Origin of the sequence: Streptomyces sp. NPDC047017 (assembly GCF_040644175.1) — a bacterium.
GTDB lineage: Bacteria > Actinomycetota > Actinomycetes > Streptomycetales > Streptomycetaceae > Streptomyces.
In genome coordinates this window covers 38468-54138 of record NZ_JBEYVW010000023.1, presented here as the reverse complement: position 1 = coordinate 54138, position 15671 = coordinate 38468, and the positions used below count along the sequence as shown (strand labels likewise).

Genomic DNA, 15671 nt, shown 5'->3' with positions numbered 1-15671 from the left:
CGCTTATCGATCAAGTACGTCGTGGGGGCGGCGCTTCGTTCGGGGCGACCACCCGGACCTGTCGAGCGAGTGCACCCCGGCGTATCGGAAGCGGGGGAAGCATGGAACGAATCGCGCTGGCCATCACCACGCCGTCGCTGCACCGCCGGGTGAGCGAGGCCCTCACCGAGGCCGGCCGGGACGTCGTCTCGTGGGACACGTCCGGGCCGGCGCCCGTTCCCCCGGCGGGCGTCCTGGTCGTGGAGTCCGTCGCGCTGGCCGCCGATCCCGCTCGCGCGCTCTCCTCCCGGATGCCGGTCATCGTGCTGGTCCGCGGCTGTGACGACCCGTTCTGGGACACGGCGTGCGGGCGCCGCCCGGCCGGCATCGTCGACCGTGACGATCCCGACCAGGGTTTCGTGACCGCCGTGGCCCAGGTGCTGACCGGACGCGGCTGGATATCGCCGGAACTGGTCCCGCGCGTACTGGCCCAGCTGCCCGTGCCCACCGGGTCGGGCGTGCCCGCCACCGGTGCCGAGCGGCTGACCGAGCGGGAGAGCGACATCGCGCGGCTGGTCGCCGAGGGGCTGTCCAACGCGGAGATCGCCCAGCGCCTGACCATCGAGCGGTCCACGGTGAAGTTCCACGTCTCCAACGCCCTGCGCAAGCTGCGCTGCCGTGACCGTGCCCAGCTCGTGGTGGCGCTCCACAGGGGGGCGCTGGCCCGGTCCGGCACCGGCCACGCCGCCTGAGCGGCCGGTACCCGGGATTCCCCGCCCCCGGGCGGGGACGGGCCGGTCCCGCGGCGGGGGCTTCCCGGGGGCGCGCCGGTTAGCCTCGGTTGCGCCTCCCGGTCTCCCGCTGCGGAAAGTTGACGATCGTGCGCTCTCGGGTCCCTCGTGTGTCGGTGGTCTGCCCGACGTTCAACCGGAGCCACGCGCTGGCGCCGACGCTGGACTCCGTGCGCGCCCAGTCGATGCCCGACTGGGAGATGATCGTCGTGTCGGACGGCAGCACCGACGACACGGACGACGTGGTCCGGGCGACGGCCCGTGAGGACGCGCGGGTCCGCCTGGTCCGCACCCGGCGCCACGGCCACCCCAGCGGACCGCGCGCCACCGCGCTGGCCGAGGCCTGCGGCGAGGTGATCGCCTACCTCGACCACGACGACCGGTGGCGCACCGGCCACCTGAGTACGGTCCTGGCGGCGGTCGACGCGGGCGCGGAGCTGGTCGCCACCGGCTTCGAACTCCATGATCGGCACGAGCGGACCACGTCCCGCTCGGAGCCGTACGCGATGTGCTGGCACCCCGAGATGCAGGTCCTCGGCCCGATTTTCGAACCGTCGCGCGTGGCCCACCGGCGGGGCCTGGCCGAGCGGGCCGGCGGCTGGCGGACGGCGGGCGGGCTGGAGGACTGGGACCTGTGGCTGCGGATGAGCGACGGCGGCGCCCGCTTCACCACCGTCACGGACCGCACCGCCGTCCTGCTCGACGACGTCGGCACCCGGCGGCACCGGCTGCCCGTCGCCCACCACATGCCGCTCGCGGCCTACGACGACCCGCGTCACGCGCACGCGGTGCTCCGCGAGCTGGAGTCCGGGCTCCGTGACGAGGAGTTCCGCGCCGTCCACGCCGCCGACTCCCGCGCCTGGCTGACCCGTCTGGTCGCCTCGGACGACTTCGTGCGCCCCCTCGGCTGGGCCGGCGACCCCACTGCGGAGCTGACCGCGGCCATGGTGGCGGGGGCGCCCCTGCGTTCGGGGCTCGTGGTGTACCGGCAGCGCGACCGCTTCGTCCTCGCCCAGCCCCTGCGCTGCGCGAGTGCCGGACACGCCCGCCGGATCCTGGAGGCGGCCCGCCGCACCCAGCCGGGCACGTTCCGGCTGATCGCCGACCTCTCCCGGCGCGTCCTGGCCGACGCCCGGTGAGGTCCGGCGCCGGCCATCGGCCACCCTCCTCCGCCCTGCCCCTGTCCGCTGCGACAGGGCGGGCGTACGACAGGGCGGGCGTACGACAGGAGGGGCGTACGACAGGGCGGGCGCCCGGCGGACGCCCACGTAAGCTCCTCCCCATGAGTCTGCGTCTGAGCGCCGTGATCCTCCCCGTCGACCGCTGGCACGAGGGGGGCCGCGGCAAGTGGCAGCGGGCTGAGGAACTCGGCTTCCACGCCGCCTATACCTACGACCACCTGTCCTGGCGCAGCTTCCGCGACGGGCCCTGGTTCGGCGCGCTCCCCACGCTCACCGCCGCCGCGACGGCCACCCGGCGGCTGCGCCTGGGCACCCTGGTGACCTCGCCCAACTTCCGGCACCCCGTCACGCTCGCCAAGGAACTGATCTCCCTGGACGACATCTCGGGCGGCCGTGTCACCCTCGGCATCGGGGCCGGCGGCAACGGCTTCGACGCGACCGCGCTGGGGCAGGAGGCGTGGACGCCGAAGGAGCGCGCGGACCGGCTCGGGGAGTTCCTGCCGCTGCTCGACGAGCTGCTCACGGAGCCCGCCGTCACCCGGCGCGGCACCTACTACTCCGCCGACGAGGCCCGGAACCTGCCGGGCTGCGTCCAGCGGCCCCGGCTGCCGTTCGCGGTGGCGGCGACCGGTCCCCGCGGCCTGGACCTGGCCGCCCGGTACGGGCAGGCGTGGGTGACGACGGGTGACCCAAAGCTGTTCGAGGAGGGCACTCCCGAGGAGTCCGTGGCGGCGATCCGCGGGCAGGTCGAAAGGCTCGGCAAGGCCTGCGCGGGCATCGGGCGGGACGCGGCCGGCCTGGAGAAGATCCTGCTCACCGGCTTCACTCCGGACCGCGGCCGTCCGCTGGAGAGCCTGGGGGCGTTCGTGGACTTCGCCGGCCGCCACCAGGAGCTGGGCTTCACCGAGATCGTGCTGCACTGGCCGATCCCCGACTCCGACTTCGCCGCGGACGAGACCGTGTTCGAGGAGATCGCCACGGAGGCCGCGGCCCAGCTGGGGTGAGCCAGGGCGGTCGCCGGCGCCGTCCGGGGTGTTTCACGTGAGGTGTTTCACGTGAAACAGCGCCCGGCACTCACCGCACCCGCCCGTTCAGCCACGGGGTGAGGCCCAGCATCGGGACGAGTTCCCTGTACGTGCGGTCGCCGGGCAGCGGGACGACCAGCCGGTAGCCGGGCGGGAAGCGCCGGCCCCTGACGAACGCCCTGCCGTCCAGGACGGCCCGCAGGAAGGCGGGGACCTCGTCACGGGGGAGGTCGTGGAACTCGACGCCCTCCACGGTGATCAGCGCGTCGTCGTCCGGGTAGAGCCGCACGGTGATCCGGGGCAGCCCGCCGAACTCGACGAAGGCCTCGTGCGGCAGCGAGCCGTCCGGATCGGTGGTGACACCGACGCCCGCGGCGCTGCGGCGGGAGGTCTGGTCGGCGCCGATGTCGTGCGTCACCTCGATCTCGCGGGCGTACACGGCGGCGATGTCGCGGCAGGCGGTGACGGCGGCCTCGGTCGTCGGAAGGTGGCGGTCCATGGCCTCGATCATGCCGGACCGCACCGGGATCAGTGCGCGGCGGGAAACCGCAGGTAGCGCGGCGGCACGGCCGGTGTCAGCCACACCCCGTTGGCACTGACGCGGAAGACGTGGCCGTCGCGGTGCATGGCGGCGGCGTCCACGGCGAGCACCACTGGGCGGCCGCGGCGGGCGCCGACACGGGTCGCGGTCTCCCGGTCGGCGGACAGGTGCACGTCGTGCCGGTCCATGGGCCGCAGGCCCTCGGCGCGGATCGCGTCCAGCGCGCGGGCCACGGTGCCGTGGTAGAGGTACGCCGGCGGGGTGGCCGCGGGCAGGCCGAGGTCGACCTCGACGCTGTGGCCCTGGTTGGCGCGGATGCGGCCGCCCTCGATCGCGAAGCGCTGCTTGTCGTTGGTGGCGACCACGTGGTCCAGCTCCTCGCGGCTGATCCTGAACCCGTGGGCGGCGGCGGCCGCGAGCAGGGCGTCGATCGCCACCCAGCCGTTCTCGTCGAGGGCGAGCCCGATCCTCCCGGGCTGGTGGCGCAGGTGCCTGGAGAGGTACTTCGACACCTGCGCGGCGCGTCTTCCGTCCATGCCACCAGCGTGCCGGGAGTAACGAGCGTCACGCGACTGTTTTTCGCCCCGGAGGTTTGATCCACAGCCAAGTGGGGTTATCCACAGGTGAATTGGCGAAACTGTGGACAACTGGCCGCCGATCCGGGGGATTTAGGCGCCGGACGCCCTCACACCTTCGGCTGCACCCGCGCCAGCCTGCGCAGCGCCCGCGGGGTGAAGCGGGACATGGCGTGGAAGAGACGGGCCTCCGGCGTCACCGGCACCACGGCCTCGTCGCGGACGACCGCGCGCAGGACCGCCTCGGCCACCTTCTCCGGCGGGTAGTCGCGCAGTCCGTACAGACGGGCCGCGCGCTTCTGCCGGCGTTTCTCCTCCGCCGCGTCCACACCCGTGAACCGCGCGGTCGCCGTGATGGCCGTGTTCACGAAGCCGGGGCAGATCGCCGTGACCCCGATCCCCTGGTCCGCCAACTCCGCGCGCAGGCACTCGCTGAGCATCAGCACCGCCGCCTTGGAGGTGCTGTACGCGGGCAGCGCCCGGGAGGGCTGGTAGGCGGCCGCGGACGCGGTGTTGACGATGTGGCCGCCCTGCCCGCGCTCGGCCATCTGCTTCCCGAAGAGCCGGCAGCCGTGGATCACGCCCCACAGGTTGACGTCCAGGACCTTGCGCCAGTCCTCCGCGGTGTGGTCGAGGAACGCGCCGGACAGCCCGATGCCGGCGTTGTTCACCAGCACGTCCACGACGCCGTACTCGGCGGCCACCTTCGCGGCCAGCTTCTCCATGGCCTGCTCGTCGGAGACGTCCACCGTCTCCGCCCAGGCGGCCGGCGCGCCGAGCGGCCGGGCCAGCTCGGCGGTGCGGGCCGCGGCCCCGGCGTCCCGGTCCACCGCGATCACCCGGGCCCCGGCCTCGGCGAAGGCGAGCGCGGTGGCCCGCCCGATGCCGCTGCCCGCGCCGGTGACCAGCACGAGCTGCCCGGCGAAGCGGTCGGCGTACCTGCCGGTGGCGGCGGGCAGCGGGCGTCCGGTGTCGGTCGCGGTCACGAACTCCGCGATCCAGTCGGCCAGCCGGTCGGGCCGGGTGCGCGGGACCCAGTGCTTGGCGGGCAGCGTGCGCCGCACCAGCCGCGGAACCCACTGCTCCAGGCCGTCGTACAGCCGCTCCGACAGGAACGCGTCGTCCACCGGGGTGATGAGCTGCACGGGCACATGGGCGTGGGCGTCCGGCCGCGGCCTGCGCAGCCGGGTCCGTACGTTGTCCCGGTACAGCCAGGCGCCGTGCGCCGCGTCCTGGGGCAGCGACGGGGTCGGGTAGTCGCCGCCGGGCACCTTCTCGACGCGCTGGAGGATCTTCGGCCAGCGCTTGCCGAGCGGGCCGCGCCAGGCCAGCTCCGGCAGCACCGGCGTGTGCAGCAGGTACACGTACCAGGACTTGGCGCCCTGGCCGAGGAGCTGCCCCACCCGGCGCGGGGTGGGGCGCTTGAGGCGCGCGCCGATCCAGTGGCCGAAGTGGTCGAGCGACGGCCCGGACATGGAGGTGAAGGAGGCGATCCGGCCCTTGGTACGTTCGACGGTGACGAACTCCCAGGACTGCACCGACCCCCAGTCGTGCCCCACCAGGTGCACCGGCTCGCCGGGGCTGACCGCGTCCGCGACCGCGAGGAAGTCGTCGGTGAGCTTCTCCAGGGTGAAGCCGCCGCGCAGGGGCCGCGGAGCCGTGGAGCGGCCGTGGCCCCGGACGTCGTACAGCACCACGTGGAACCGGCCGGCCAGCCGCTCGGCCACCTCGGACCAGACCTCCTTGCTGTCCGGGTAGCCGTGCACCAGGACGACCGTCGGCCGCCGCGGGTCCCCCAGTTCGGCCACGCACAGCTCGACCTCGCCGGCCCGCACCCGGCGCTCCCGCGCGCCCTTCAGCGACGACACGCGCATCACCTCTCCTCTGCCCGGCGACGCACTGCCCGTGCTCGCCCCTCGCTGGGGATACGTACCCGTCACCCGCACACGACTCCGGCGACTGTGACAGTTGTTAGACGGAACGTCAATAGGGCGGGAGGGGTCCGGCTCCACCCGGTTTCCACCCGGCTCCACCCGCGGGTCCGGTACTTCCGGGGCGTGACCCCTAGGGCTCCGTAATACCGGAGAGGGATACGAAGACGGCTCTGCGGTCTGACGACCCGCGTGGCGCCTGTCACTACTGTCGAAGACGTGACTGTGATCGCGACCGAAAGCCTGAGCAAGCGGTTCCCCCGGGTGACCGCACTCGACCGGCTCTCCGTGGACGTCGGGCCCGGTGTGACCGGACTCGTCGGAGCCAACGGAGCCGGCAAGTCCACGCTCATCAAGATCCTTCTGGGTCTGTCCCCGGCCACGGAGGGCCGCGCCGAGGTGCTCGGCCTCGACGTCGCCACCAAGGGCGCCGCCATCCGCGAGCGCGTCGGCTACATGCCGGAGCACGACTGCCTGCCGCCCGACGTCTCGGCCACCGAGTTCGTCGTCCACATGGCGCGCATGTCCGGCCTGCCGCCCACCGCCGCGCGCGAGCGCACCGCGGACACGCTGCGCCACGTCGGCCTCTACGAGGAGCGCTACCGCCCCATCGGCGGCTACTCCACCGGCATGAAGCAGCGCGTCAAGCTCGCCCAGGCCCTGGTGCACGACCCGCAGCTGGTCTTCCTCGACGAGCCGACCAACGGCCTCGACCCGGTCGGCCGCGACGACATGCTCGGCCTGATCCGCCGCATCCACACCGACTTCGGCATCTCGGTCCTGGTCACCTCCCACCTGCTGGGCGAGCTGGAGCGCACCTGCGACCACGTCGTTGTGGTCGACGGCGGCAAGCTCCTGCGCTCCAGCTCCACCACCGACTTCACCCAGACCACGACCACCCTCGCCGTCGAGGTCACCGACAGCGACGCCCACCCGGACGGCACCCGCGCGGTGCGCGAGGCACTCCTCGCGCGCGGTGTGCGGACCGAGGACGGCAGCGGCCTGCCGGGCGCGGGACACGTCCTGCTGCTGACCGCGCAGGGCGAGGAGACGTACGACGTGGTCCGGGACGTCATCGCGGACCTCGGCCTCGGCCTGGTGCGCATGGAGCAGCGCCGGCACCACATCTCGGAGGTCTTCCGGGACGACGAACAGCGCGAAGGACAGCGGAAGGAGGCGGTCGACCATGGCTGAGCAGCCCTTGCGGACACCGGCACCACCGACGGGTGACCAGACCCGCATCCACAACATCGGCTACCGCACCTACGACGGCCCCCGCCTCGGCCGCGCCTACGCCCGCCGCTCGCTGTACTCGCAGTCCCTGCGCGGCGCCTACGGCCTCGGCCGCTCGGCGAAGTCCAAGGTGCTGCCGATGCTGCTCTTCGTGGTGATGTGCGTGCCCGCGGCCATCATGGTCGCCGTCGCGGTCGCCACCAAGGCCAAGGACCTGCCCGTCGACTACACCCGCTACGCGATCATCATGCAGGGCGTGATCAGCCTCTACGTCGCCTCGCAGGCACCCCAGTCCGTCTCCCGCGACCTGCGCTTCAAGACCGTGCCGCTGTACTTCTCCCGGCCGATCGAGACCGCCGACTACGTCCGCGCCAAGTACGCGGCGCTGGCCTCGGCGCTGTTCATCCTGACCGCCGCCCCGCTGCTCGTGCTCTACGTCGGCGCGCTGCTGGCCAAGCTGGACTTCGCCGACCAGACCAAGGGATTCGCCGAAGGACTCGTCTCCGTGGCACTGCTCTCACTGCTCTTCGCCGGCATCGGCCTGGTCGTCGCCGCCGTCACCCCGCGCCGCGGCTTCGGCATCGCCGCCGTCATCGCCGTCCTGGTCATCTCCTACGGCGCGGTCTCCACCCTGGAGGCCATCGCCGACACCCAGAGCAGCACCGGCGCCATCCCCTGGATCGGCCTGTTCTCCCCGATCACCCTGATCGACGGCGTGCAGACCGCCTTCCTGGGCGCGACCTCCGCGGCGCCCGGCGCCGCGGGCCCCGGCAGCGGGGAGGGCGTGGTCTACGTCCTGGTGGTCCTCGGCCTCATCGCCGCCGCCTACGGCCTGCTGCTGCGCCGCTACAAGAAGGTGGGACTGTGACCACACTGAGCATCGACCACGTCTCCCGCTGGTTCGGCAACGTGGTCGCCGTCAACGACATCACCATGACGATCGGCCCCGGAGTCACCGGCCTGCTCGGCCCCAACGGCGCCGGGAAGTCCACCCTCATCAACATGATGGGCGGCTTCCTCGCCCCCTCCACCGGCACCGTCACCCTCGACGGCCGGCCGGTGTGGCGCAACGAGCAGATCTACCGGCACATCGGCGTGGTCCCCGAGCGGGAGGCGATGTACGACTTCCTCACCGGCCGGGAGTTCGTCGTCGCCAACGCCGAACTGCACGGGCTGGGCGCCAAGGCCGCGCAGAAGGCGCTGGCCACGGTCGAGATGGAGGCCGCCCAGGACCGGAAGATCTCCACCTACTCCAAGGGCATGCGGCAGCGCGTGAAGATGGCCAGCGCCCTGGTGCACGACCCCTCGCTGCTGCTGCTGGACGAGCCGTTCAACGGCATGGACCCGCGCCAGCGCATGCAGCTGATGGAGCTGCTGCGGCGCATGGGCGACGAGGGCCGCACGGTGCTGTTCTCCTCCCACATCCTGGAGGAGGTCGAACAGCTCGCCTGGCACATCGAGGTCGTGGTCGCCGGACGGCACGCGGCCAGCGGCGACTTCCGCAAGATCCGCCGGCTGATGACGGACCGCCCGCACCGCTATCTGGTGCGTTCCAGCGACGACCGCGCCCTGGCGGCCGCGCTGATCGCGGACCCGTCGACGGCCGGCATCGAGGTCGACCTGGCCGAGGGAGCGCTGCGCGTCCAGGCCGTCGACTTCGGCCGGTTCACCACCCTGCTCCCGCGGGTGGCCCGGGACCACGGCATCCGGCTGCTCACGGTCTCGCCGTCCGACGAGTCCCTGGAGTCCGTCTTCTCGTATCTGGTCGCGGCGTAGGAGGCCCACGATGTACGACCCCACAGTCGCCCGGCTCACCTACCGGGCCCTGCTCGGCCGCCGCCGGGCCCTCATCCTCGGCGCGCTGCCGCTGCTGCTGATCGTCATCGCCGTGGTCGTCCGCGCCCTCACCGGAGCCGACGACCAGACCGCGGTGAACGTCCTCGGCGGCTTCGCGCTCGCCACCATGGTGCCGATCATCGGCGTCATCGCCGGTACCGGCGCGATCGGGCCGGAGATCGACGACGGCTCGGTGGTGTACCTGCTGTCCAAGCCGCTGAAGCGGCCGGCGATCATCTTCACCAAGCTGATCGTGGCGATCGCCGTCACCATGGTGTTCTCGGCGGTCCCGACACTGATCGCCGGACTGATCCTCAACGGCAACGGGCAGCAGATCGCCGTGGCCTACACGGTGGCCGCGCTGGTCGCCTCCATCGCCTACGCGGCCCTCTTCCTGCTGCTGGGCACGGTGTCCCGGCACGCGGTGGTGCTCGGCCTCGTGTACGCGCTGGTCTGGGAGGCGCTGTTCGGCTCCCTGGTGCCCGGGGCGCGCACCCTGAGTATCCAGCAGTGGGCCCTGGCCGTGGCGCACAAGGTCGCCGGCGGGGATCTGGTGACCTCCGACGTCGGGCTGCCGACGGCGACGGTCCTGCTGGTGCTGGTGACCGTGCTGGCCACCTGGTACGCCGGGCAGAAGCTGCGGTCCCTGACGCTGGCCGGCGAGGAGTGAGACCCGGGCGGCTCCGGGCGGCCGGCCCGGACCGCCCTTGACGGAGGCTTCACACCACCGCCCGCAGACCGGACACAGCGCGGTGGACCCGTACAGCGGCAGGACGGTACAGCGGCACAGCGCGGGGACGACCAGGAGGACGGGGATGGCGGCGGGCGAGGCGGCACCGGGCGACGACCGGGGGAGCACCGGGGACGGCTGGGACGGGATCGTCCTGGACGACGACTTCGTCCGTGCCGCCGAGGCCGCCGAACCCTCCGCCCGGGCCCGGATGCTCGCCGCCCGCCGGCGCCACGAGCAGCCCGCACCCCAGCCCTGGCGCTCCGACGAGCCGCCCGCGGGATGGTTCTTCAGCAAGACACGGCGCCGCAGATGGCGGCGGGACTGACGGGGGCCGGCCCGCCATCGGGCGCGGGCCAATTCGGTGGCGACGGCATCGTCAGCACGGCACAGTGGTGATGTCCGCGGTGCCGGATCGGCCCGGCGCCGCGTTCCGGGGGAGGAGCGGGGCGATGCCCGTGCACGGCGTGCACGGCAGTACGCCCGGCTCCCGTCAGGGCAGCCCGCGGCGGACTTCGGAGTGATCATCAGCTCCGAGGAGTCCGTTCCGCACGGGGAGCTGCCCGGGGCGGCCGCTTCGAGCACGCGATCCGCTGTCGCGTGGGCCGCCCACCCCGGAGGATCGGCCGAGTGGCAAGGCACCGGCTCGCTGAGCCGTGGCCGGGTCGTCCCCGCGCACGTTCGATCCGCGCATCCTCCGCAGAACCTGGCGGTTCGGCAGTGGCCGCCGCCCGGCCGTGACCGGCACCCGGCCGGTGACCGCCGCCCGACCGTGACCGGCCCGGCCGTGACCTGTGCTCGGCCACGACAGTGGTCTGGCAGCAGTGACCGGGCCCAGCCCGGCAGCCACCGTTCCAGGCCGGCCGCCGGCCTGGAACCGCGGCCGCCGGCCTCAGCCCAGCAGACCTTCCAGCACCGTCGCGATGCCGTCCTCGTCGTTGGAGGCCGTCACCTCGTCGGCGACCGCCTTCAGTTCCTCGTGGGCGTTGGCCATGGCCACGCCGCGGGCGGCCCAGGCGAACATGGGGATGTCGTTGGGCATGTCGCCGAAGGCGAGCGTGTCCACCGCCTTGAGGCCCAGGCGCCGTGCGGCCAGCGAGAGGCCGGTGGCCTTCGACAGGCCGAGCGGCAGCAGTTCCACTATGCCCTCGCCCGCCATGGTGACCGAGACGAAGCCGCCCGCGGTCCGCAGGGCCACCTCGGCCAGCTCGTCGTCGGAGAGGGTCGGGTGCTGGACGTAGATCTTGTTGAGCGGCGCGCTCCACAGATCCGACGCGTCGGTGAACGGGGTGGCCGGCAGCGAGCCCGCCAGGGCGTACCCGGGGCCCACCAGCACCTCGCCCTCCAGGCCGTCCCGGCTCGCCGCCAGGTACAGCGGGCCGACCTCCGCCTCGATCTTGGCCAGGGCCACACCGGCCAGCTGCCGGTCGAGGGTCACGGACGTCAGCAGCCGCCGCTGCCCCGCGTCGTAGACCTGGGCGCCCTGGCCGCAGACGGCCAGGCCCCGGTAACCGAGGTCGTCCAGGACGTGCTGGGTCCAGGGGACGGCCCGGCCGGTGACCACCAGATGCGCGGCGCCCGCCGCGGTGGCCGCGGCGAGCGCGTCACGGGTGCGCCGCGAGACGGACCAGTCGGAGCGCAGCAGCGTTCCGTCGAGGTCGGTCGCGACCAGCCGGTAGGGCAGGCCGCCGGTCAGCTCACCGGCGGCCGCGGGAGCGGTCGTGGTCACTTGGCCAGCGGCTCCAGGACCTCCCGGCCGCCGAGGTAGGGGCGCAGCACCTCGGGCACACGCACGGAGCCGTCGGCCTGCTGGTGGTTCTCCAGGATCGCGACGATGGTGCGCGGCACGGCGCACAGGGTGCCGTTGAGCGTGGCCAGCGGCTTGACCTGCTTGCCGTCACGGAGGCGGATGGACAGCCGCCGGGACTGGTACTCGGTGCAGTCCGAGGTGGAGGTCAGCTCGCGGTACTTGCGCTGGGTCGGGATCCACGCCTCGCAGTCGAACTTGCGGGCCGCGGAGGAGCCGAGGTCGGCCGAGGCCACGTCGATCACACGGAACGGCAGCTCCAGCGAGGTCAGCCACTGCTTCTCCCACTCCAGCAGCCGCTGGTGCTCCGCCCGCGAGTCCTCGGGGGCGACGTAGGAGAACATCTCGACCTTGTCGAACTGGTGCACGCGGAAGATGCCGCGGGTGTCCTTGCCGTGCGAGCCGGCCTCGCGGCGGAAGCACGGCGAGAAGCCGGCGTAGCGCAGCGGCAGCCGCTCGGCGTCGATGATCTCGTCCATGTGGTACGCCGCGAGCGGCACCTCGGACGTGCCGACCAGATAGAGGTCGTCCTTGTCGAGGTGGTAGACGTCCTGGGCGGCCTGGCCGAGGAAGCCGGTGCCCGCCATCGACTGGGGGCGGACCAGGGCCGGGGTGAGCATCGGGGTGAAGCCAGCCGCGGTGGCCTGGGCGATCGCCGCGTTCACCAGCGCCAGCTCCAGCAGGGCGCCGACACCGGTGAGGAAGTAGAAGCGCGAGCCGGAGACCTTCGCGCCGCGCTCCACGTCGATGGCGCCGAGGAGCTGTCCCAGTTCCAGGTGGTCCTTGGGCTCGAAGCCCTCGTCGGCGAAGTCGCGGATCGTGCCGTGCGTCTCCAGGGTGACGAAGTCCTCCTCGCCGCCGACCGGGACCTCGGGGTGGACGAGGTTGCCGAGCCGGAGCAGCAGCTCCTGGGTCTCGGCGTCGGCCGCGTCGCGCTCGGCGTCGGCCGCCTTGACGTCGGCGGCGAGCTGGCTCGCCTTCTTCAGCAGCTCGGCCTTCTCGTCACCGGCGGCCTTGGGGATGAGCTTGCCCAGCGCCTTCTGCTCGGCGCGCAGCTCGTCGAAGCGGACGCCGGACGACCTGCGCCGCTCGTCGGCAGACAGGAGGGAGTCGACGAGCGCGACGTCCTCTCCACGGGCGCGCTGCGAGGCGCGCGCACGGTCAGGGTCCTCACGGAGCAGACGAAGGTCAATCACGCGGTCAAGGCTACCGGTGCGGCGTTCGCGCTCACGACCCGGTATTCCGGGCCACGCCGGGCCGGTGCCGCACTCACCGTCATGGACGAATTGCGCATGGTGTCAATTTCGGACGGGCCGCTCCCTGGAACGGGGCAGGCGCCGGCCGCCTGGTTGACTGGATTCCCTTGCGGCGTACGGGACTTGGTGGCCCTGTTGTCCACAGGAATCCACGACTCCCGCAAAGTTATCCACAGGCTGTGCGAAAGTTCTGTGGACTTCGGAATTGATCACTCCGGATGAGCCGCACGGAAGGAAGAATTCCCGGTTCAAACCCGCCCGACACCCACTTTCGGGTGGAAAAGGGTCGCCCCAAAAGATGAACGACAGGAAACGGGTGGACGAAGGGTGACCTGCCGGGCGGCGGCCCGGGAGGGCGGCCGAGGGCCGATTTGTCGACCGACTCGCGGTCCGGTGTCGACTTGTCCCCAGGTCGAGAAGAGTGCCTGTGGATAACTTCTGTGGACAACGAAGATCTGCAGGTAGGACCGGTCACCAACGGTCACCCCCAGACCGCTCCTGGCTAGAAACGGCCGTCCTGACAGCGCGCCACCCAGTCCGCCGCCGCCATGAACTCCTCGTCCGAGGTGCCCGTGGACGGCAGCCGCACGCCCGCCGGGCCGAGGTCCGCGCGCGGGTAGGAGCCGAGGAACCGCATCTGAAGGCAGATCCGCTTCAGCCCCGTCAGCGCCTCGGCCATCCGGCGGTCGTCGATATGGCCCTCGGCGTCCACGCAGAAGCAGTAGTTGCCGATGCCGGCGCCGGTCGGGCGGGACTGCAGCAGCATGAGGTTGATGCCCCGGCCGGCGAACTCGCCCAGCAGGTCACGCAGCCCGCCGGGGTGGTCGTCGCGCTGCCACAGGACCACGGAGGTCTTGTCGGCGCCGCTCGGGGCGGCGGGCCGCGCCGGACGGCCGACCAGGACGAACCGGGTCTGCGCGTTCTCCGCGTCGTGGATGCCCGTCTCCAGCGGCACCAGGCCGTAACGCGCCGCCGCGAACTCCCCGGCGAACGCGGCGTCGTAACGGCCCTCCTGCACCAGGCGGGCGCCGTCCGCGTTCGAGGCGGCCGACTCCCAGCGGGCCTCGGGGAGGTTCTCCTTCAGCCAGTTGCGCACCTGCGGCTGCGCGGCCGGGTGGGCGGTGACGGTCCGGATGCCGGACAGCTCGGTACCCGGCCTGACCAGCAGCGCGAAGGTGATCGACAGGAGCACCTCGCGGTAGATCATCAGCGGCCGGCCCGCGACCAGCTCGTCGAGCGTCGCGGTGATGCCGCCCTCGACGGAGTTCTCGATCGGCACGAAGGCGGCCTCGGCCTCGCCGGTGCGCACCGCGTCCAGCGCGGATTGCACGGACACGTAAGGGACCAGCTGCCGGGTGGCCGCCTCGGGCAGCGTCCGCAGGGCGACTTCCGTGAAGGTGCCCTCGGGGCCGAGATACGCGTAGCTGGCTGGCATGGCCTCACCCTAATGGCCGCCACGCGGGACGGGGCACCGATCCTGGGCTCACCCCTCCAGCAGCCGCTGCCCCACGTACTCGCCCTTCGCCGCCCCGCCCGGCACCGCGAACAGCCCGCTCGCCTCGTGCCGGACGAACTGCGACAACGCGTCCCCGCGGTCCAGCTTGCGCTGCACCGGCACGAAGCCCCGCAGCGGATCGGCCTGCCAGCAGACGAACAGCAGCCCCGCGTCCGGGGAGCCGTCGGCGCCGATGCCGTCGTGGTACGAGAAGGGGCGGCGGAGCATGGCGGCGCCGCCGTTCTGGTCAGGCCGGGTGATCCGGGCGTGCGCGTTGACCGGGACCACGAAGGAGCCGTCCGCGCCTGTCTTCTCCAGGTCCATGGGGGTCGCCTCGGTACCGCCGCTGAGCGGGGCGCCGTCGGACTTCCGGCGCCCGATGACGCTCTCCTGCCGGGCGGTCGACAGCTTCTCCCAGTCGTCCAGGAGCATCCGGACCCGCCGTACGACGGCGTAGGAGCCGTGCGCCATCCAGGCGGGCTCGCCCCCGGCCGGGACGAAGAGGCGCCGGTCGAAGTCGGCGTCGCCGGGCTTCGGGTTGTTGGTGCCGTCGACCTGGCCCATCAGGTTGCGGGCGGTCATGGGACGCGGGGTGGCGCCCGGCGAACGGTTGAAGCCGTTCATCTGCCAGCGCACCCGGGCCGCGCCGCCCGCCTCCTTCTGCACGGCCCGCAGGGCGTGGAAGGCGACCAGGGCGTCGTCGGCGCCGATCTGCACCCACAGGTCACCATCGCTGCGCGCCTTGTCGAGCCGGTCCGAGGAGAAGTCGGGCAGCGGGGCGAGAGCGGCCGGCCGCTGCTTCTGCAGGCCCGTGCGGTCGAAGAAGGAACGGCCGAAGCCGAAGGTGACCGTCAGCGAGGAGGGTCCGGCGTCCCGGGCGACATCGGTGTCCCCGTGCGCGGCCGGCTCGCCCGCCATCAGCCGGTCGGCCGTGTCCGACCAGCGGCGCAGCAGCGCGGCGGCCTCCTTGCGGCCCGCGCCCGCCGCCAGGTCGAAGGCGACGAGATGGCCGCAGGACTGGAGGGCGTCGGTGATGCCGGGCTGGTGTTTCACGTGAAACACCGCCCGGTCCGAACCCAGCGAGGTCAGCGGGGTGGCCCCGGCGGGCGCCGCCGCGTAACCGGCGGCCGCGCCCGCCGCCCCGAGGACGAGCCCGGTGGCGCCGGCCGCGCCGAGCAGCCGTCTGCGCGAGACGCCCTCCGTGGCGGCGGTGCCGTCCTTCCCGGGCGCGGGCACGGCGGGCGGCGCGCCCGGGGAGACGGCCTCCGGAGTGGTCTGGTGGGTCATGGTC

15 protein-coding genes and 1 tRNA gene are annotated in these 15671 nt (G+C 72.8%); 9 read left to right on the top strand and 7 right to left on the bottom strand.

The features are described 5' to 3' along the window. The first annotated feature begins 101 nt into the window (after window positions 1-101). From ABZ858_RS31280 to ABZ858_RS31270, 3 genes are all read left to right on the top strand, one after another. Window positions 102-731: a response regulator transcription factor gene (locus ABZ858_RS31280; RefSeq protein ID WP_361386159.1), complete on the top strand. Its 630-nt coding sequence runs from the start codon at window positions 102-104 to the stop codon at window positions 729-731. Window positions 732-880: 149 nt separating this feature from the next. Next, window positions 881-1909 carry a glycosyltransferase gene (locus ABZ858_RS31275; protein ID WP_361386156.1) on the top strand — a complete coding sequence of 343 codons (1029 nt, stop codon included), beginning with the start codon at window positions 881-883 and terminating at the stop codon, window positions 1907-1909. Window positions 1910-2052: 143 nt separating this feature from the next. Beyond that, a complete protein-coding gene (locus ABZ858_RS31270) occupies window positions 2053-2955 on the top strand; it encodes an LLM class flavin-dependent oxidoreductase (RefSeq protein ID WP_361386153.1) in 903 nt (300 codons plus the stop codon). Window positions 2956-3025: 70 nt separating this feature from the next. On the opposite strand, the gene ABZ858_RS31265 is transcribed toward ABZ858_RS31270, so the two are convergent. From ABZ858_RS31265 to ABZ858_RS31255, 3 genes are all read right to left on the bottom strand, one after another. Beyond that, window positions 3026-3487 carry a hypothetical protein gene (locus ABZ858_RS31265; RefSeq protein ID WP_361386150.1) on the bottom strand — a complete coding sequence of 154 codons (462 nt, stop codon included), beginning with the start codon at window positions 3485-3487 and terminating at the stop codon, window positions 3026-3028. Between the two features lie 17 nt (window positions 3488-3504). Next, window positions 3505-4053 (bottom strand): RNA 2'-phosphotransferase, encoded by a 549-nt coding sequence (locus ABZ858_RS31260; RefSeq protein ID WP_361386147.1) that lies wholly within the window; start codon window positions 4051-4053, stop codon window positions 3505-3507. Between the two features lie 149 nt (window positions 4054-4202). Next, on the bottom strand, window positions 4203-5966 hold the full coding sequence (locus ABZ858_RS31255; protein ID WP_361386144.1) for an SDR family oxidoreductase: 1764 nt from the start codon (window positions 5964-5966) through the stop codon (window positions 4203-4205). A 237-nt stretch (window positions 5967-6203) separates the two neighbouring features. Between ABZ858_RS31255 and ABZ858_RS31250 the strand changes: the two genes are divergently transcribed. From ABZ858_RS31250 to ABZ858_RS31225, 6 genes are all read left to right on the top strand, one after another. Further along, window positions 6204-7217, top strand: a complete 1014-nt coding sequence (locus tag ABZ858_RS31250; RefSeq protein ID WP_361386416.1) for an ABC transporter ATP-binding protein — start codon at window positions 6204-6206, stop codon at window positions 7215-7217. Next, entirely contained in the window at window positions 7210-8124 is a 915-nt protein-coding gene (locus tag ABZ858_RS31245; RefSeq protein WP_361386142.1) for an ABC transporter permease, read from the top strand. Before ABZ858_RS31250 ends, ABZ858_RS31245 begins: the two co-directional genes overlap by 8 nt. Continuing rightward, the gene (locus tag ABZ858_RS31240) at window positions 8121-9032 is read left to right on the top strand and encodes an ABC transporter ATP-binding protein (protein WP_361386139.1); all 912 of its coding nucleotides are present in this window, start codon (window positions 8121-8123) and stop codon (window positions 9030-9032) included. The genes ABZ858_RS31245 and ABZ858_RS31240 overlap by 4 nt, the downstream gene beginning before the upstream one ends. Window positions 9033-9042: 10 nt before the next feature. Then, window positions 9043-9762 (top strand): ABC transporter permease, encoded by a 720-nt coding sequence (locus ABZ858_RS31235; protein ID WP_361386136.1) that lies wholly within the window; start codon window positions 9043-9045, stop codon window positions 9760-9762. A 145-nt stretch (window positions 9763-9907) separates the two neighbouring features. After that, on the top strand, window positions 9908-10150 hold the full coding sequence (locus tag ABZ858_RS31230) for a hypothetical protein (protein WP_361386133.1): 243 nt from the start codon (window positions 9908-9910) through the stop codon (window positions 10148-10150). 288 nt (window positions 10151-10438) lie between these two features. After that, a tRNA-Ser gene (locus ABZ858_RS31225) sits at window positions 10439-10522 on the top strand. 192 nt (window positions 10523-10714) lie between these two features. Here ABZ858_RS31225 and ABZ858_RS31220 read toward each other — a convergent pair. From ABZ858_RS31220 to efeB, 4 genes are all read right to left on the bottom strand, one after another. Further along, complete coding sequence (locus tag ABZ858_RS31220; RefSeq protein WP_361386130.1) at window positions 10715-11551, bottom strand: HAD family hydrolase; 837 nt, start codon at window positions 11549-11551, stop codon at window positions 10715-10717. After that, complete coding sequence (gene serS / locus ABZ858_RS31215; protein ID WP_361386127.1) at window positions 11548-12825, bottom strand: serine--tRNA ligase; 1278 nt, start codon at window positions 12823-12825, stop codon at window positions 11548-11550. The genes ABZ858_RS31220 and serS overlap by 4 nt, the downstream gene beginning before the upstream one ends. Before the next feature lie 562 nt (window positions 12826-13387). Then, the gene (gene pheA, locus ABZ858_RS31210) at window positions 13388-14320 is read right to left on the bottom strand and encodes a prephenate dehydratase (protein WP_361386124.1); all 933 of its coding nucleotides are present in this window, start codon (window positions 14318-14320) and stop codon (window positions 13388-13390) included. A 48-nt stretch (window positions 14321-14368) separates the two neighbouring features. Beyond that, window positions 14369-15667, bottom strand: coding sequence for an iron uptake transporter deferrochelatase/peroxidase subunit (gene efeB / locus ABZ858_RS31205; RefSeq protein WP_361386121.1), 1299 nt, complete (start codon window positions 15665-15667; stop codon window positions 14369-14371). Window positions 15668-15671 lie beyond the last annotated feature (4 nt).

Bases quoted from the DNA above. Each gene is read 5' to 3' on its own strand.
- ABZ858_RS31280 (WP_361386159.1), top strand. From the start codon at position 102: ATGGAACGAATCGCGCTGGCCATCACCACGCCGTCGCTGCACCGCCGG.
- ABZ858_RS31270 (WP_361386153.1), top strand. From the start codon at position 2,053: ATGAGTCTGCGTCTGAGCGCCGTGATCCTCCCCGTCGACCGCTGGCAC.
- ABZ858_RS31265 (WP_361386150.1), bottom strand. From the start codon at position 3,487: ATGATCGAGGCCATGGACCGCCACCTTCCGACGACCGAGGCCGCCGTC.
- ABZ858_RS31260 (WP_361386147.1), bottom strand. From the start codon at position 4,053: ATGGACGGAAGACGCGCCGCGCAGGTGTCGAAGTACCTCTCCAGGCAC.
- ABZ858_RS31255 (WP_361386144.1), bottom strand. From the start codon at position 5,966: ATGCGCGTGTCGTCGCTGAAGGGCGCGCGGGAGCGCCGGGTGCGGGCC.
- ABZ858_RS31245 (WP_361386142.1), top strand. From the start codon at position 7,210: ATGGCTGAGCAGCCCTTGCGGACACCGGCACCACCGACGGGTGACCAG.
- ABZ858_RS31235 (WP_361386136.1), top strand. From the start codon at position 9,043: ATGTACGACCCCACAGTCGCCCGGCTCACCTACCGGGCCCTGCTCGGC.
- ABZ858_RS31230 (WP_361386133.1), top strand. From the start codon at position 9,908: ATGGCGGCGGGCGAGGCGGCACCGGGCGACGACCGGGGGAGCACCGGG.
- pheA (WP_361386124.1), bottom strand. From the start codon at position 14,320: ATGCCAGCCAGCTACGCGTATCTCGGCCCCGAGGGCACCTTCACGGAA.
- efeB (WP_361386121.1), bottom strand. From the start codon at position 15,667: ATGACCCACCAGACCACTCCGGAGGCCGTCTCCCCGGGCGCGCCGCCC.